Below are 16,208 nucleotides of genomic sequence, written 5' to 3'. Positions count from 1 at the left end.
TCGAATGGGCGGCAGATTCAGCGATCTGCCGAGAGGACGAGCGCACTGTGCGGGACGGGAGAGCCGCCGGTCACGAGCACGTTGTCCAGAGTTTTCGTGGGTTGGTTGGTGGAGGCGCCGCGGATCAGGCGAACACCTTCGGCAATACCGTTGACGCCGTGGATGTATCCCTCACCGAGTTGACCACCGTGGGTGTTGATCGGCAGGCGACCGTCCAGCTCGAGATTGCCGTCAGCGATGAAGTCTTTTGCCTCGCCCCGACCGCAAAATCCGTACTCCTCGAGTTGAAGCAGAACCATCGGGGTGAAAGCATCGTAGAGAATTGCGGCATCGATGTCGTCTGGCCCGATACCGGCCTGGTCCCACAGTTGGCGCGCGACCAGTTCGACTTCCGGCATACTGTCGATGTCGTCTCGGTAGTAGCTGCTCATCGAAATCTGTTGCGGACCTACACCTTGCGCGGCACCGCTGATGATCGCAGGTTTATGCGGGAGATCGCGGGCGCGCTCCGCGCTGACGATGACCAGTGCCTGTCCGCCGTCACTTTCCTGGCAGCAGTCGAGCAGGCGGATGGGGTCGGCGATCATGCGCGAGTTCTGATGATCCTCGATGGTGATCGGGCGTTCGTAGAACCAGGCCTTCGGGTTGTTCGCCGCATGCTTGCGCGAGAGAACCGAGATCTGGCCGAAGTCGGCGCTGGTTGCCCCGTACTTGTGCATGTACAGCTTGGCCAGGAAGGCTTCCTGCTGCGCCGGCGTCAGAAGCCCGTACGGGTTGATCCAGTTCCGATACTCCTGGTCCGTCGACGCGTTGTACGCAAAAGGTGGTGGCCCGGCGCCGAATCGGTGACCTGATCTTTCGTTGAAGGCACGGTAGACGACCACAACGTCGGCAACTCCGCTGGAGACGGCAAGCGCTGCTTGTTGAACCGGTGCACAGGCACCGCCGCCACCATGTGGAATACGACTGAAGAACGTCAGTTCCGGTATCCCCAGGGCGCGTGCGACCGCAATCTCGGGATTGTTCTCCATGGTGAACAGCGCAAATCCGTTCACCTCTTCTGCCTCGATGTGAGCGTCGTCGAGTGCGGCGATCACGGATTCGCACGCCAACTGCCATTCGCTGCGGCCGGAGTTCTTGGAGAACTCAGTGGCGCCGATCCCGGCGATGGCTGCTTGCCTCGAAAATCCTCGTGTCATGCGATTACCCTTTCCACCGGTTCGAGAGTCACGTCGGCCGTCACGTGTGTTCCGCGGGCGTTTTTCCCGAGAACCGTCACGGTGAGGGCCTGGCCGTCTATGGCGGTGACCTTGCCGGTGAATGTCATGGTGTCTCCGGGGAAGTTCGGAACACCAAGCCGTAGTGATGTTTTGACGATCCGTGATGCCGGGCCGGACCAGTCGGTGATGTAGCGGTCGATGAGCCCGTTGGTGGTGTTGATGCTCATGAAGATGTCGGGAGTTCCGCGATCCTGCGCCTTACCCGGATCGTGATGCACGTCCTCGAAATCCTGAGAAGAGATCGCCGTGGCCACGATCAGCGTTCGGTCCAACGGCAATTCGAGGCTGGGGAGAACCGAACCCACCTCGCAGTCAATCAGTTTCGTCATTCCACCGAACCCCGTCGCCTCAGTTGCGGCAGCATCTCGCCGTGAGCGTGCTCGGAGAAGGTCACTTCGAGTTCCATGCCGAATTCGAGTTCCTCGTGATCGATCCCCGCGATGTCGGCAACAAGTCGCGTGCCTTCTTCGAGATCGACGAGTCCGACGGCGAGCGGATACTCGAAAGCAGGATCCTGTGGGTGATGGATGACCGTGAAGCTGTGCAACATGCATTGCCGCGTGGATTCGACTGTGTCCCAACTGAACGAGCGGCATTCCGGGCACGCGGGCGCGGGTGGGTGGCGCAGTGTCTTGCAATCCGCACACCGTTGGATCTCAAGGCGACCCTCTTTGGCCGCAGCGAAGAAGAAATCGTTGTCGTCGGTGACGGTGAGTCTCGGAACAGCGGTGTTGCGGGAGCCAGTCTCGCTCATGCGATTACCTCCTGGGTGTCCGGCTGGGCATCTGGTTTGAACCTGAGCAATCGAAAACGCTCTTCGACCAGCGTCTTTCCGCCCTGGTCGACGTACTTCTTGAACAGAGTGATGAAGCACCCGTGACCGAGGGCAGTTTGTTTGAACGGCGAGATCGCTTCGATGGTGAAATGTGCGGTGACGCGATCTCCGGGGCTCAGCTCCGCGAAATACTCCTGCTCGACGTTGGTCGCGACAACGGACGTGTATCCGGCCTCGTCCAACAACGCCAGCAGTCGTGAATAGGCGAAGTCCTCGCAGGCTCCGTCGGCACGAAGTTGCTGGACCTGCCGATAACGTCGGTAACCCGCCATCACCCAGGTCGAAATCATGGCAGGCGGACAGACGACGTCTCGACGGCCGGTACTGCGGGCGGCCTCGGCGTCGACGTAGATCGGGTTGCGGTCGTCGTGCGCCTCGACCCAGTTGCGGATCATCGCCTCGTTGACCGCGTAGCGGGCGACCCGGGCTGGTTCGGCCTCTGCGCCGATGAAATTCGGAAATTGCGTCTGCAGGCTCTGCACTGAAATCCTCCGTGAACGAAAGTTGAGCAAGCGCTTGATTCTGAAGCTAGCATAGGAATCCGGAAGTGGAAACACGCGATCTCACCGACGAATTGGTTCGAGCCGGAGCCATCAGGCAGGATTGCGCTACGTTCGACGCCGGAAGCCCGGCACCCGTGAAACCCTGCCCTGAGCAGGACCGACAACCAGCGGAGATTTCAGTGGCATCACCAGATCGTCGGGAGAAAATCCTGGAGAGCTCAGCCGAGCTGTTTGCCAGGAAGGGTGTCGCGACCACGACCGTTCGCGAGATCGGCGATGCCGCTGGAGTGTTCTCGGGCAGCCTCTACCACTACTTCAAGTCGAAGAACGCGATAGTTGCCGAGCTCATGCGCGGCTTCATCACCGACATCCAGCTCCGCTTCGATCAGGTGGTGAAGACGGCAACCGGCCCCGAGGACGTCCTGCGCGGCCTGATCCGCGAGACGCTGATCGTCATCGAACTGCACCCGCACCCGACGGCGATCTACCAGAACGATCGGGCCTACCTACGCGACAACGATCTCCTGCAATCCGTCGACGGGCCTTCCCGCCAGGTCCGCGAGCATTGGATGAAAGCGATTGCCGAAGGTGTCGATCAGGGAATCTTCCGCAAAGACGTGGCCCCGGAGATTTTCTATCGATCGGTACGCGACACCCTGTGGTCGACAACGCATTGGCCGGACCGCCAGAAGTACACCACCGAAGAGTTCGCGGATCTGATGATCACGCTCTTCCTCTCGGGATTCAGGGTCGCGTGACGAGATCCGGCAGATCAATGTGTTTCGGGGTTAGCCCCTGCGGCAACAGGATCGACACTGCGAACACGACCACCGCGCAACCGGCGCACACCAGGTAGGCGACGGAGAATCCGGTCCACGACGTGGAATGTTCCGAACCGCTGATCACGAATGCCGCGAGGATGGTTGCCACCGTCGCACTGCAGATCGTGCTTCCGGACGTCCGCAGAAGTGAGTTCACCCCGTTGGCTGCCGCCAGTCGCTGACGAGGCACGGCAACCAGAATCAGCAGCGAGAGTGTGCTGTACACGATGGCGGTCCCGACTGCTGTGATACCCAGTGCCGCAACCACTCCCCACAGCGGCTTACCGGCAACTGCGTGAATCCCGTACCCTCCGGCAAGGAACACGGCACCGGTCAACATCGCGGTCCGTGAACCGAAGCGGTCGGTGATCCGCACCGCAACCGGCGAGAACAGCACCATCGCGATACTCGCCGGAATCTGGCAGAGCGCCGCCGCGATGATCGACAGCCCGTACCCGGCGCCCGGCCCCTTCATCCCCTGCAGCAGTTGCGTGGTGATCAGTGTATTCCCGAAAAATGCGAACCCGACCAGCAGAGCCGCCAGATGCGGGATCAACACCGCACGTTTCACGAGAGCACGGACGTCGACCAGCGGATTGACGTTGCGCCGCTGTTGAATTACCCAGAGCGTGAACAGCACCGCCGACGCAGCCAGCATGGAGATCACCGCTCCACTGGTCCATCCCCAACTCGATCCCTGAGTGATCGGCACCAGTAACGCGATCATCGCGGCGCTCAGACCGACAGCCCCGACTCCGTCGAATCTTCCCGACGGATTCGGCTCGGACTCTCGAATGAACAGCACCGCAGCAAGAGTCACGGACAGCCCGATGGCGGTGGTTACCCAGAACAGGACGTGCCAATTCGAGTACTGCGCGATCATCGCGGAAAACGGTATGCCCAAAGCGGTTCCGACGCCGAGCGTCGAACTCATCATGGCCACTGCGCCGTTGACCTTGTTGCGTGGCAATTCGTCACGCAGCATGGAGATTCCGATGGGGATGACCGCCGACCCGGCCCCCTGCAACGCTCTCGCGAAGATGAGGACTGCGATGTCCGACGACAGCGCACACAACATCGAGCCGAGAGTCATCATCGAGAAGGCAACGAGAAGCATCTTCTTCTTGCCGAACATGTCGGCGAGCCGGCCGAAGATGGGGGTGACCACCGCGCCGACCAGCAACGTGACGGTCACCAGCCAGGACACGGCCGTACGTCCAGCGCCTGTGAAGTGCGGCAACTCCGGCAGCAGTGGAACGATGACCGTCTGCAGAACAGCCTGGAACACTGCGGCGGCGACAACGATGGGGAACAGGAAGCGGGAGCGCGGCTGCGCGAGTCCCGCGTCGGAGGTGGTGACTGCAGGCGTGCCCGGCGGACGGTCGAGCGTCGTCACCCCACACCGCCTGTTCTCACTAGGTAAATATCCGTTCACCTACATTAGGTGAACGGATATTTACCTAGCAAGAATTGTGACGCCGCTCACCCGTCGAGCAGCTTTTGCACCAGCGGTGCGTACAGCGCAACCACCTCGTCCTGGGTGCCGGTGGCATGGCCGGCCATCATCCGTCGGCGCATGATCGCCACTCCGACCACCATCGACATCGCCAGTTCCGCGCGCAATCTCGCGTCGGGGCCGGACAGACGAGCGGCGAGGGTGTCGATCATCTGCGTCGAATAGTTCTCGCGCAGCTTGCGGTTGCTCTCTTCACTGACGCCGCTCATGAACAACAAGCTCATGGACAGCGGCTTGTACGACTCCAGCGGCTTGGTGAACAGCGAGACCATGCGCTCGCCGAGCGAGTCGTTCGGTGCGTCGAAGACCGTGACCGCCGCTGCCCGGAAGTCGACCAACTCGTCGTACAACTGCTCTTTGGAACCGAAGTACTTGATGATCAGCGGAGCGCTGACGCCTGCGTCTTCGGCGATGTCCTTGAGCGTGATTTCGCGGTACGGCCGAGTCGCGAATGCTTTCCCGGCCGACGCGATGATCTGCGCACGCGTCTGCTCGGACGTACGACGCACCTGCTGACCTTGCTCCGTGCCGCCCATCAAGCGTTCCGCGACAATTCGCGACGGCCGGACAATGCGCGACCCAACGTCAACTCGTCGGCGAATTCGAGATCGCCACCCATCGGAAGACCCGAAGCCAACCGAGACACCGTGAGCCCCGGAATGTCTCTCATCATGCGAACGAGATAGGTAGCTGTCGCCTCACCCTCCGTGTTGGGATCGGTGGCGATGATGACCTCGGACACGTCGACGCCGTCCTCCTGGTTTGCGATGCGAGCCAACAACTCCCGGATACGCAACTGGTCCGGCCCGATCCCCGAGAGTGGATTGAGCGCACCGCCGAGCACGTGATAGCGACCTTTGAACTCACGGGTGCGCTCGACAGCCTGGACGTCCTTCGGTTCCTCCACGACGCAGATCACCGTGCGATCGCGTCGTGCGTCGGCGCAGATGCGGCACTTCTCCTGATCGGACACAGTTCCGCACACCGTGCAGAACTGAACGCCGTCACGGATGCGCTGCAATGCATTTTTCAAACGGTCGATCTCGGGAGGCTCCACGGAGAGCAGGTGAAAAGCGATGCGTTGAGCGCTCTTCGGCCCGACTCCGGGAAGCTTCCCGAGTTCGTCGATCAGATCCTGAACCGGACCTTCGTACACGCGTTCTCGTTTCTAGAAGCCGGGGAGACCGGGAAGGCCTCCGCCGAGTCCGCCGGCCAACGGGCCGAGCTTCTCAGCAGCGACTTCCTGTGCCTTGCGCGAAGCGTCCTCGATCGCGCCGATCACCAGATCCTGCAGCGTCTCGACATCTTCGGGGTCGACGACCTTGGGATCGATCTGCAGACCGACAACCTCGCCGGTGCCCTTGACCGTGGCGACAACCAGTCCGCCACCGGCCTGACCGGTCACTTCGGCCTGAGCCATTTCCTGCTGCGCCGCCATCAATTGCTGCTGCATCTGCTGAGCCTGAGCCAACAGAGCAGACATGTCGGGTGCTCCACCTGGTTGCACGAGCGGTCCTTTCTACAGAGTTATCCCCACCAGCGTAGTCGGTGCGCGCTACCGTGAGCGGGTGCGCCGGAACCAGTCAGACACCGTAAAACCGTCAAGAGGGTCAAACATGGCATCACGTGTGTTCCGCTCGACCGCCCTCATTGCCGTAGTCGGGGCCGGGCTTCTGAGCGCCGCGTGCACGATTCCCACCGAGACTGCCGACGCCACGGCGCCCGAGGCCACGACTTCGGTCGAGGTGTCTCCGCTCAGCACTGTCGCCGCTGACATCCCCGCAGCGCTCACCGGCAAGGTCGTCTTCCTCGATCCCGGGCACAGCGGGGCGAACGACGACAGCATCAACACCCAGGTCCCCACGGGCCGCGGCGGCACCAAGAACTGCCAGACCACCGGCACCAATACCGATGCCGGGTTCCCCGAGCACACTTTCAACTGGGAAGTCGCTAGCCTGGTCAAGAGCGAGCTCGAAGGCCAAGGCGCAACTGTCGTCCTGAGTCGACCCGATGACGTCAGCGTCGGATCTTGCGTCGACGCACGTGCCGAGGCCGCCAATTCCTCCGGCGCCGACGTGGTGGTGAGCATTCACGCGGACGGCGCAGCAGCCGGGGCCGAAGGCTTCCACGTCTGCTACTCCGCGCCCCCGCTGAACACGGTGCAGGCCGGCCCGTCCGTCGCCTTTGCCGAAACCATGCGCGACTCACTCGTCACCGCCGGGCTCACCCCGTCGACATACATCGGTGACGACGGGTTGGCGCCACGCGCCGATCTGACGGGACTCAACCTGTCGCAGCGGCCGTCGATTCTGGTCGAACTCGGCAATATGCGTAATGCCGACGAGGCAGCGCGCATGACGAGCCCGGACGGTCAGCAGGACTATGCGTCCGCCGTCACCAGCGGAGTCACAGCCTTCCTGACAACCCCCTGATCCGGCTTCTGTGGAGAAGTTCCGCTTGTCCACAGGAAAGCCGGCACGGCCCCAATAGCCAGTTCGCCTGGCTACGGTTCAGCCATGGGGCCGATACTTCAGGTAGACATCGCTGCGTTGCAGCAACTTTCGGCTGATCTGTCTCGAATTGCGGATCAGATTTCAGGGATCGACTCCGCTGGCCCGATTTTCGAAGCCGCGACGAGCCTGGATTCGTCCGCTGTCATGGCTGTATCGACGGAGCATGCCAGCGTGATCGCCGACGCCTACCGGTACCTGGCTACGCAGTTGGGACTCATGGCGTCGGGAACCGCTGCCGCAGCACGTCTGTACGACACTGCTGAGGGCGAAGTTGCGTCCGAACTGCGCGGCGACCACTGATGCGGCCCAACATCTCTCAACTTCGCGCGTGGTCACCGGAGCAACTACGTGCCTGCGCTTCGAGACTGATCGACATCGACCGGCAGATCGAAGTTCTCGGCAATGACGCCGGACACAGCATCGACGCCGTCCGCGAATCCTGGCTGGGACAAGCGTCGAGCGCGGCGGCAGTGCAGTGGTCGGACATCTCGCTTTCCTCGGCTCGGCTGTCGATTGCGGTTCGCGTAGTTGCGGATCTGTATGGCGGAGCAGCCAATACGATTGGTTTGGCGCGAAAATCAATTCTGGACCTGGTCGAGGAGGCGACTCTCGAACACGGCTTGACGGTGTCAGACAGTGGAGCGGTATCGGCGCCTGAGACGAAGCAGCCGTGGAATCTGGCCGACGTCATGCAAGATTCCGAAAACGACACGGCTGCAGAGATTTTCCAGCAGAAGATTTCCACTGCATTGACGGCACTCGACGACGAAGACAACCGGGCCGCGACTGCTCTGGGTGAGGCATTCCGAGAGATCGGATCGCTCCTTGGCAATCGGCCTGATCGCCTCAACCGCACTGTCGTCGATATCCTCGATGGGAGGTCGACACTCCCCAGGACATCAACGGAGCTACATCGACTCTGGGAATCGCTCACTCCCGACGAGAAAGACGCGTTGGCGAGGTGGGATCCGTCCATCGGGAGCCACGACGGCCTTCCCGCTCTCGACCGGGACTACTACAACCGGCGGTACCTCGCTGCGCTCGAGCAGTTGCCGGATCGAACCGTAGCCGCCGAATATGCGGCCGTGCGCGGCGAACTTCGACCGGACACGTTCCTTCTCTCCGTCACGGATGCGCACGCCGTCGTGGCAGTCGGTAATCCCGATGCCGCCGGCAACGTCGCAACACTGGTCCCCGGAACCGGCTCCGGGCTATCGGGCGTCGGCGGCGATCTGCAACGAGCCAAGGCCATGTACGACGCGGCGGTCAGGGCGGCACCAACGGAAGCCACATCAGTGATCCTGTGGTCCGGATACGACGCTCCCCCAGGCATTCCCGACGCAGCCTCGGATCGCTACGCCAACTCCGCGGCGCCGAGGCTGGACAGCTTCCAGGACGGCTTACGCAGCTCGCATGACGGTCCGCCGTCGCACAACGTGGTGATCGGCCATTCCTACGGCAGCACCGTCGTCGGTGCCGCGACTACCCGTGGCGCTTCTCTCGACGTCGACGAACTGGTATTTGTCGCAAGCCCGGGAGTCGATGCCGAGCGTGTGAACGAACTGAGCCTGGACGGCGTCGACTCCTCCGAGATATCGCGTCGTGTTCATTCGACGACGGCCTTCTGGGATCCGGTCCAATTAATACCTAAGATCCTCGGAGTCCACGGATTCGACCCGTCGGATCCGGAATTCGGCGCGCAGGTATTCACCGGATCACCCGGGGAGCCTGGTTTCGGAGTTCACAGCGATTACTGGGAAAGCGGAAACCCCGCACTCACCGAGTTGGGGCAGATCATTACCGGCGCATGAAAGATGGCGCCGCACCGGTGAAGGTACGACGCCGTCTTTCGAGATGCAGAGTCAGTCAGACCAGTTCGCGCTTGAGGTTGTCCAGGACCTGGGCCTGGATGCGCTGCAGACCCTTCGGAGCGAAGGTGCGCTCGAAGAACCCGCCGATTCCGGTGGCACCCTGCCACTGGGTGAGCGTCGTCACCGTCGTTCCGGTGCCGTTGGGGGCAACGGTCCAGGTGGTGACGAGACTGGAGTTGGCGTCCTTCTCGGTGATGACGTTGCCGTCGACCGTCACTGTGGCCTTGACGTTGCGCGAGCGCTTTTCCGTCGCCTTGAGCGTCCACTGCGCGACGGTGCCGTCACCCTGGCCGCCTTCGACAACCTTGTAGTCGAGGTACTGCTCGGACAGGATCCGCGGGCGAACCGTCTCGTAGTCCGCGAGCGCCGCGAGCACCTTGTCGGGTGCTGCTGTGACGACTATCGAACTCATTGCATTGACCTGACCCATATGCCCTACGTCTCCTTGCTCGACCAACGCGGCTCGATGCCGCGAATGACTACCCGAATCCGCACCTCGAACTGCGCAGATATTCCTTTCCATACTGCCTGCTGCGCCCGGGTATCTCGACCATCTACCCATTCCATGTGAGCTGGTTCACCACTCGGAGCATTTACCGAGTTCGATTGCAACAACTCGATCAAATTCGGGCATTAATACCCCTCCGGATAGCTTGCACACGCAACTACCGATAGCGTCAGGGTGTGACTCTCTCGTTCAATGGGGTAGTTCAGAAGTTAGATCGAATCCGGACAAAGCAAGGCCCGGGTTCCGATGCTGCGCGTGAAATGGGGTTCGAGCAGCACAGAGAAGGCGTCGAACGCCTACTCGCGTCATACCGCGCCATTCCCGCCGATGCTTCTGTACGCCTGGCAAAGAAGACATCCAATTTGTTCCGCGCTCGCGCCAAGACGTCGGCCCCCGGCCTCGACGTCAGCGGTCTGGCCGGTGTCATCGCCGTCGATGCGCAGGCGCGCACCGCCGACGTCGCCGGCATGTGCACGTACGAGGACCTCGTCGACGCGACGCTGCCCTACGGGCTGGCGCCGTTGGTCGTGCCTCAGCTCAAGACCATCACCCTGGGCGGTGCGGTGACAGGCCTGGGCATCGAGTCCACCTCCTTCCGCAACGGCTTACCGCACGAGTCGGTACTCGAAATCGACGTACTGACCGGAAGCGGCGAGATCATCACCGCAACGCCGGACGGTGAACACGCCGAGCTTTTCTTCGGTTTCCCCAATTCCTATGGCACCCTTGGCTATTCGACGCGACTGAAGATCGCACTCGAACCCGTCGAGAAGTACGTCGCCTTGCGTCACGTGCGCTTCGATTCGCTGAAGAAGCTCGAAGAAACGATGGATCGCATCGTCACCGAGCGCGAGTACGACGGGATCGCCGTCGACTACCTCGACGGGGTGGTCTTCACCGATTCCGAGAGCTACCTCACACTCGGCGCGCAAACCGACGAGGAAGGCCCGGTCAGCGACTACACCGACCAGGACATCTTCTACCGGTCGATCCAGCATCCGTCACTCACACAGCCCAAGACGGACCGCTTGACCATTCGGGACTACCTGTGGCGCTGGGACACCGACTGGTTCTGGTGCTCACGGGCTTTCGGTGCACAGAACCCCAAGGTCAGGCGCTTCTGGCCCAAGCAGTACCTGCGCAGCAGCTTCTACTGGAAGCTGATCGCCCTCGACCACAAGTACGACATCGGAGATCGCCTCGAAAAGCGCAAGGGAAAGCCCCCGCGCGAACGCGTCGTCCAGGACGTCGAGGTACCCATCGAACGAACCGCGGACTTCGTCTCGTGGTTCCTCGAGGAAATTCCGATCGAACCACTGTGGTTGTGCCCGTTGCGCCTACGTGAGCCCAGCCCGGCCGCTGCCTCCGCATCGCGGCCGTGGCCCCTCTACCCCCTCGAACCCAAGCGCACCTACGTCAACATCGGCTTCTGGTCTTCGGTGCCGATCGTTCCCGGCGAGCGCGAGGGGGCAGCAAATCGACTGATCGAAGAAAAGGTCAGCGATTTCGACGGACACAAATCGCTCTACTCCGACTCCTACTACTCGAAGGAAGACTTCGAGGAGCTGTACTACGGCGGCGACCGGTACATCGGACTCAAGGAACGCTACGACCCGAAATCCCGTTTATTGGATCTATTCTCTAAGGCGGTGCAACGTAAATGACCACGTTTAAAGACTCCAAAAGCCAGGACAAGCTCTCCATCGCAGAGATTCTCGAGACGCTTTCCGACGGCATGCTGCCGCTAGGATTCACCGCGTACGACGGCAGCACCGCCGGCCCCGAAGATGCCGACTACGGACTGCACCTCAAGTCGACTCGCGGAACCACTTATCTCGCAACGGCTCCCGGCGACCTCGGCATGGCCCGCGCGTACGTCTCCGGCGATCTCGAAGCCGAGGGTGTCCACCCCGGTGATCCGTACGAGATTCTGCGCATCATGGGCGACGAACTCCACCTCAAGCGCCCGTCGGCACTGACTCTCGCCAGCATCACGCGCTCGCTGGGCTGGGATCTGTTGCGGCCCATCGCCCCGCCGCCCCAGGAACATCTCCCTCGCTGGCGTCGCGTTGCAGAAGGACTGCGTCACTCCAAGACTCGTGACGCCGAGGTCATCCACCATCACTACGACGTCTCCAACACCTTCTACGAGTACGTCCTCGGCCCGTCCATGACGTACACCTGCGCCGCCTATGACAATGCGGAGCAGACCCTCGAAGAAGCCCAGGAGAACAAGTACCGCCTGGTGTTCGAGAAGCTCGGACTTCAGAAGGGTGATCGACTTCTCGACATCGGCTGCGGCTGGGGCTCGATGGTTCGCTACGCGGCCAGGCGCGGCGTCAAGGTAATCGGCGTGACTCTCTCACGCGAACAGGCAGATTGGGCACAGAAGGCCATTGAAGACGAAGGTCTTGCCGATCTCGCGCAGGTCCGCTTCTCCGACTACCGCGACGTCGCGGAGACCGGATTCGACGCTGTGTCCTCGATCGGTCTGACCGAACACATCGGCGTCGGCAACTACCCGGCGTACTTCGAGTTCCTCAAGGGCAAGTTGCGCGAGGGTGGGCGTCTGCTCAACCACTGCATCACCCGTCCGGACAACCGAAGCGGCGCCAAGGCAGGCGGATTCATCGACCGGTACGTCTTCCCCGACGGGGAGCTCACCGGATCGGGTCGCATCATCTCCGAGATCCAGAACGTCGGTCTCGAGGTGCGGCATGAGGAGAACCTGCGCGAGCACTACGCACTGACACTCGCCGGATGGTGCCAGAATCTCGTCGACAACTGGGACGCCTGCGTCGCCGAGGTCGGCGAGGGAACCGCTCGCGTCTGGGGCCTGTACATGGCCGGCTCACGGCTCGGGTTCGAGCGCAATGTCGTTCAGCTGCACCAGGTTCTGGCTGTCAAGCTTGGCCCCAAGGGTGAGGCGCATGTGCCGCTTCGCCCGTGGTGGAAGGCCTAGGGGCACAGCCCCTGTGCGCCTTTTTGGTAGTCGGCACTACCAAAAAGGCGCACAGGTGCCGCATGCACCCGACTGCGTCCTCACCCAGCCTCCCCGCCGCAAGACCGTCTCCACTTCGTGTGCAACCTCGCATGGAGTCTTCATCACCTCGTCGAATCCGTAGACCAACCGCGGACGACCTGCCAGCTCTGCCGCATTGTCACGGCGGCGATCACGGAATGCCACCTCGGCCATGGAATGCGCCCACCGACCGTCGAGACGCACGATCAGCGGCACACCCACTTCGCTGTAATCGCAATCCTCGTACAGCGTGCGACCGTCGACGCGAACCGGTGATTGGCGTCTGGACGACGGCAACCCGTGTGCCTGCTCCACATCGACCGCATAGTGATATTCGAGCGATGACTGCACCCCGTCTGCCAGGAGTCGTACCGCATCGGAAAGCGCACTCTTGAATCGATGCGGTGTTCGTTCGTCAATCCGACGGCGCACATCGTTCAACGGAATTCGCGCATTTGTCACTGTGGTGATGAGCGAAACATAGGCGCTTCGCGCTGTGGATTCGGCAGTCGCAAGATCAATCGCGGTATCAGCCCGCGACGTTCGAGGTATGACTGACGGCACACCGATGTATCGGTGAGCTCGGGATCGGTGGACGACTACCCCGGGGTGAACCACGCCGCCCACTCTGACAAGCGCTCCTGACGTTCGCGCTGGAACTCGACGGATTGTCGCGGACTGACAGCGAGCGGACTTGCCATAGGGCACGGTGACATGGACTGGCTTGTCTGCGTCGATGCGACGCATTCCCCATTCCTCAGCTGCAGTGTCGTGGCTCAGAATCGCCTGCGGGCCACCGTAAAGCCAAGCGGCGTTCAGGATCATTTCTCTGGTCAGCGGGCCAGCGGTCACTGCATACACGCCTTGTAGGACGCGCTGCCATTCGCCGCGGTCCAGGAAGTTCCGCAGCGTGCCTCGGTTGTACCCGAATGACGAGAGTTGCTGTTGCCGTATCAGACCGGATTGCGCATCGAGAATCCGGAGAAACTCGCTTCCACCATGGGACGTAGTCATGGCACCAAGCGTCAGGTCGAACTCCGACAGGACTGACGTGAAATTCGCTGTCGAAGTTCGTCTGTGGATAACTCACAAATTGGGGAAAACCCCTGTGCGCCTTTTTGGTAGCAGCAACTACCAAAAAGGCGCACGGGGGGGCTATGCCTCTAGCGAAGCCGGCGGGTTGAACCGCGGGCCGTACTGCGCAGCGAGTTCCTTTGCGCGAGCAACGAAGCCGGCAGTGCCGCCCTCGTAGCCGACGATGAACTGGTGAACGCCACCGGTCCAGGCCGGGAACCCGATGCCCATGATGGAGCCGATGTTGGCGTCCGCCGTGGTGATCAGGACGTTCTCGTCGAAGCACTTCTGCGTCTCGATCGCCTCGATGAACAGCATGCGGTCGATGAGGTCCTGGATCGGGGCGTCGGAGGTTCCGGAGTTGAAGTTCTCGCGGAGTCCGGACCACAGGCCGGTGCGCTTGCCCTCTGTGTAATCGTAGAAGCCTGCTCCACCGAGCTTGCCCTTACGATCGAACTTCTCGACGAGGGTGTTGATGACCTCGCCGGCCGGATCTGCCGGCAGTTCCTTGCCTTCGGCCTTGGCCGCCTCGGCAGATTCCTTGCGGATCTTCTGCATGAGGGTGAGGTTGAGCTCGTCCGAAAGCTGAAGCGGCGCAGCCGGGTAACCAGCCTGCATACCTGCCTGCTCGATGGTGGCAGGCTCGACGCCCTCGGCGAGCATGCCGATGGCCTCGTTGATGAAGGTTCCGATGACACGTGAGGTGAAGAAGCCACGCGAGTCGTTGACCACGATCGGCGTCTTGCGGATTGCCTGGACGTAGTCGAACACGCGAGCCAGAGTCTCGTCGGAGGTCTTCTCACCGCGGATGATCTCCACCAGCGGCATCTTGTCGACGGGCGAGAAGAAGTGGATGCCGATGAAGTCTTCCTGACGCTTCACGCCGGTGGCGAGACCCGTGATGGGCAGCGTGGAGGTGTTCGAGCCCAGCAGTGCTTTGGGATCGACGATGTCCTCGATCTCTTGGAACACCTTGTGCTTGAGTTCCTGGCTCTCGAAGACGGCTTCGATGACGAAGTCGACGCCGGCGAAATCGGCCGGGTCAGCCGTCGGGGTGATCTTGGCGAGGAGTGCGTCGGACTTCTCCTGCGTGGTCTTGCCACGCGAGAGTGCCTTGGCCTCAATGCCTTCGGAGTACGCCTTGCCCTTGTTCGCAGCCTCGATGGTGACGTCCTTGAGGACGACGTCGAAGCCTGCCTTGGCGGAGACGTACGCGATGCCCGCGCCCATCATGCCTGCGCCGATGACGCCGACCTTCTTGATGGTGGACTTCTCGATGCCTGCCGGACGTGAACCGCCGCCGTTGATCGACTGCAGGTCGAAGAAGAACGCCTGAATCATGTTCTTCGCGACGCGGCCGGTCACGAGAGAGGTGAAGTAACGAGCCTCGATGAGCAGCGCGTTGTCGATGTCGACCTGCGAGCCCTCGACGGCTGCGGCCATGATGGCGCGCGGAGCCGGCATCGGAGCACCCTTGAGCTGCTTGCGCAGGTTCGCGGGGAATGCCGGAAGGTTGGCAGCGAATGCCGGAGTGGACGGGGTTCCGCCAGGGATCTTGTAGCCCTTGACATCCCACGGCTGAACGCCGCCTTCGGGGTTGGCCTTGATCCATGCCTTCGCGGCCGGAACCAGTTCCTCGACCGAGCCTACGACCTCGTCGATGAGGCCGACTTCCTTGGCCTGGACGGGTCCACGCTGCTGTCCCTGGAGCAGGACGCCCATGAGCGCGTTCTGCAGGCCGAGCATCCGCACGGTGCGAACGACGCCGCCGCCGCCTGGCAGCAGGCCGAGGGTGACCTCGGGCAGGCCGATCTTGACGCCCTTGACGTCCGCCGCGATGCGGTGGTGGGTCGCGAGAGCGATCTCGAGGCCGCCGCCGAGTGCCGCGCCGTTGATGGCGGCGACTACCGGCTTGCCGAGAGTTTCGAGGCGACGCAGGTCTGCCTTGATCTCGACGCTGTGGTTGTAGATCTCCTCGGCCTGCTCGGGGCCGACCTTGATCATGTTCTTGAGGTCACCACCTGCGAAGAAGGTCTTCTTGCCGGAGGTGATGACGGCACCGGTGATGGAGTCCTTCTCGGCGACCAGACGGTCGACGGTGGCCTTCATCGACGCGATGTACGCGTCGTTCATGGTGTTTGCGCCCTGGTTGGGATCGTTGATGGTGAGCACGACGATGCCGTCGGCGTCCTGGTCCCAGTTGATGATGTTCTGATCAGTCACTTTGATTGACTCCTGGTAAGCCTCGTTGGAAGGACGGACGCC

The 16,208-nt window shown here is 62.0% G+C and carries 17 protein-coding genes; 6 read left to right on the top strand and 11 right to left on the bottom strand.

Translation table 11 applies throughout. From position 1 onward, the window contains the following. Positions 1 to 17: 17 nt before the first annotated feature. The 4 genes from ACSW29_RS03675 to ACSW29_RS03660 are packed head-to-tail and all read right to left on the bottom strand — an operon-like array spanning position 18 to position 2,597. A complete protein-coding gene (locus tag ACSW29_RS03675; RefSeq protein WP_448276503.1) occupies positions 18 to 1,199 on the bottom strand; it encodes a lipid-transfer protein in 1,182 nt (393 codons plus the stop codon). Then, a complete protein-coding gene (locus ACSW29_RS03670; RefSeq protein WP_448276502.1) occupies positions 1,196 to 1,609 on the bottom strand; it encodes an acyl dehydratase in 414 nt (137 codons plus the stop codon). Before ACSW29_RS03670 ends, ACSW29_RS03675 begins: the two co-directional genes overlap by 4 nt. Then, complete coding sequence (locus tag ACSW29_RS03665; RefSeq protein WP_448276500.1) at positions 1,606 to 2,034, bottom strand: Zn-ribbon domain-containing OB-fold protein; 429 nt, start codon at positions 2,032 to 2,034, stop codon at positions 1,606 to 1,608. The genes ACSW29_RS03670 and ACSW29_RS03665 overlap by 4 nt, the downstream gene beginning before the upstream one ends. After that, positions 2,031 to 2,597, bottom strand: coding sequence for an FAS1-like dehydratase domain-containing protein (locus ACSW29_RS03660; protein ID WP_230816591.1), 567 nt, complete (start codon positions 2,595 to 2,597; stop codon positions 2,031 to 2,033). Before ACSW29_RS03660 ends, ACSW29_RS03665 begins: the two co-directional genes overlap by 4 nt. A gap of 65 nt (positions 2,598 to 2,662) precedes the next feature. Here ACSW29_RS03660 and ACSW29_RS03655 point away from each other — a divergent pair, with 65 nt between their 5' ends. Further along, entirely contained in the window at positions 2,663 to 3,376 is a 714-nt protein-coding gene (locus ACSW29_RS03655; protein WP_317826571.1) for a TetR/AcrR family transcriptional regulator, read from the top strand. Here the strand turns inward: ACSW29_RS03655 and ACSW29_RS03650 are convergent. The 4 genes from ACSW29_RS03650 to ACSW29_RS03635 all read right to left on the bottom strand — a co-directional run bounded on the left by ACSW29_RS03650 (position 3,363) and on the right by ACSW29_RS03635 (position 6,462). Beyond that, positions 3,363 to 4,835 carry an MFS transporter gene (locus ACSW29_RS03650; protein ID WP_317826572.1) on the bottom strand — a complete coding sequence of 491 codons (1,473 nt, stop codon included), beginning with the start codon at positions 4,833 to 4,835 and terminating at the stop codon, positions 3,363 to 3,365. The genes ACSW29_RS03655 and ACSW29_RS03650 overlap by 14 nt on opposite strands. A gap of 86 nt (positions 4,836 to 4,921) precedes the next feature. Next, positions 4,922 to 5,491 (bottom strand): TetR/AcrR family transcriptional regulator, encoded by a 570-nt coding sequence (locus tag ACSW29_RS03645; RefSeq protein WP_020905905.1) that lies wholly within the window; start codon positions 5,489 to 5,491, stop codon positions 4,922 to 4,924. Further along, the gene (gene recR, locus ACSW29_RS03640) at positions 5,491 to 6,111 is read right to left on the bottom strand and encodes a recombination mediator RecR (RefSeq protein ID WP_003943917.1); all 621 of its coding nucleotides are present in this window, start codon (positions 6,109 to 6,111) and stop codon (positions 5,491 to 5,493) included. Before recR ends, ACSW29_RS03645 begins: the two co-directional genes overlap by 1 nt. 12 nt (positions 6,112 to 6,123) lie before the next feature. Beyond that, positions 6,124 to 6,462, bottom strand: a complete 339-nt coding sequence (locus tag ACSW29_RS03635) for a YbaB/EbfC family nucleoid-associated protein (RefSeq protein WP_003943929.1) — start codon at positions 6,460 to 6,462, stop codon at positions 6,124 to 6,126. Between the two features lie 109 nt (positions 6,463 to 6,571). Here ACSW29_RS03635 and ACSW29_RS03630 point away from each other — a divergent pair, with 109 nt between their 5' ends. From ACSW29_RS03630 to ACSW29_RS03620, 3 genes are all read left to right on the top strand, one after another. After that, positions 6,572 to 7,387, top strand: coding sequence for an Rv3717 family N-acetylmuramoyl-L-alanine amidase (locus ACSW29_RS03630; protein WP_448276498.1), 816 nt, complete (start codon positions 6,572 to 6,574; stop codon positions 7,385 to 7,387). Positions 7,388 to 7,471: 84 nt separating this feature from the next. Next, complete coding sequence (locus ACSW29_RS03625) at positions 7,472 to 7,768, top strand: hypothetical protein (protein WP_317826574.1); 297 nt, start codon at positions 7,472 to 7,474, stop codon at positions 7,766 to 7,768. Continuing rightward, positions 7,768 to 9,279, top strand: a complete 1,512-nt coding sequence (locus tag ACSW29_RS03620) for an alpha/beta hydrolase (protein ID WP_448276497.1) — start codon at positions 7,768 to 7,770, stop codon at positions 9,277 to 9,279. Before ACSW29_RS03625 ends, ACSW29_RS03620 begins: the two co-directional genes overlap by 1 nt. A gap of 55 nt (positions 9,280 to 9,334) precedes the next feature. On the opposite strand, the gene ACSW29_RS03615 is transcribed toward ACSW29_RS03620, so the two are convergent. Continuing rightward, on the bottom strand, positions 9,335 to 9,769 hold the full coding sequence (locus tag ACSW29_RS03615; protein WP_019746544.1) for an SRPBCC family protein: 435 nt from the start codon (positions 9,767 to 9,769) through the stop codon (positions 9,335 to 9,337). A gap of 338 nt (positions 9,770 to 10,107) precedes the next feature. Between ACSW29_RS03615 and ACSW29_RS03610 the strand changes: the two genes are divergently transcribed. Together ACSW29_RS03610 and ACSW29_RS03605 are read left to right on the top strand one after the other, a co-directional pair. Then, positions 10,108 to 11,511 carry an FAD-binding protein gene (locus ACSW29_RS03610; RefSeq protein WP_448276496.1) on the top strand — a complete coding sequence of 468 codons (1,404 nt, stop codon included), beginning with the start codon at positions 10,108 to 10,110 and terminating at the stop codon, positions 11,509 to 11,511. Further along, positions 11,508 to 12,809: a class I SAM-dependent methyltransferase gene (locus ACSW29_RS03605; protein WP_448276494.1), complete on the top strand. Its 1,302-nt coding sequence runs from the start codon at positions 11,508 to 11,510 to the stop codon at positions 12,807 to 12,809. Before ACSW29_RS03610 ends, ACSW29_RS03605 begins: the two co-directional genes overlap by 4 nt. 36 nt (positions 12,810 to 12,845) lie before the next feature. Here the strand turns inward: ACSW29_RS03605 and ACSW29_RS03600 are convergent, their stop codons facing one another. After that, the gene (locus ACSW29_RS03600; RefSeq protein ID WP_448276492.1) at positions 12,846 to 13,883 is read right to left on the bottom strand and encodes a type IV toxin-antitoxin system AbiEi family antitoxin domain-containing protein; all 1,038 of its coding nucleotides are present in this window, start codon (positions 13,881 to 13,883) and stop codon (positions 12,846 to 12,848) included. Positions 13,884 to 14,024: 141 nt separating this feature from the next. Then, positions 14,025 to 16,166 (bottom strand): 3-hydroxyacyl-CoA dehydrogenase NAD-binding domain-containing protein, encoded by a 2,142-nt coding sequence (locus tag ACSW29_RS03595; RefSeq protein WP_448276491.1) that lies wholly within the window; start codon positions 16,164 to 16,166, stop codon positions 14,025 to 14,027. Positions 16,167 to 16,208 lie beyond the last annotated feature (42 nt).

The sequence above is a fragment of the Rhodococcus sp. GB-02 genome (genome assembly GCF_053470465.1).
This window is presented reverse-complemented; position numbering and strand designations above follow the sequence as displayed.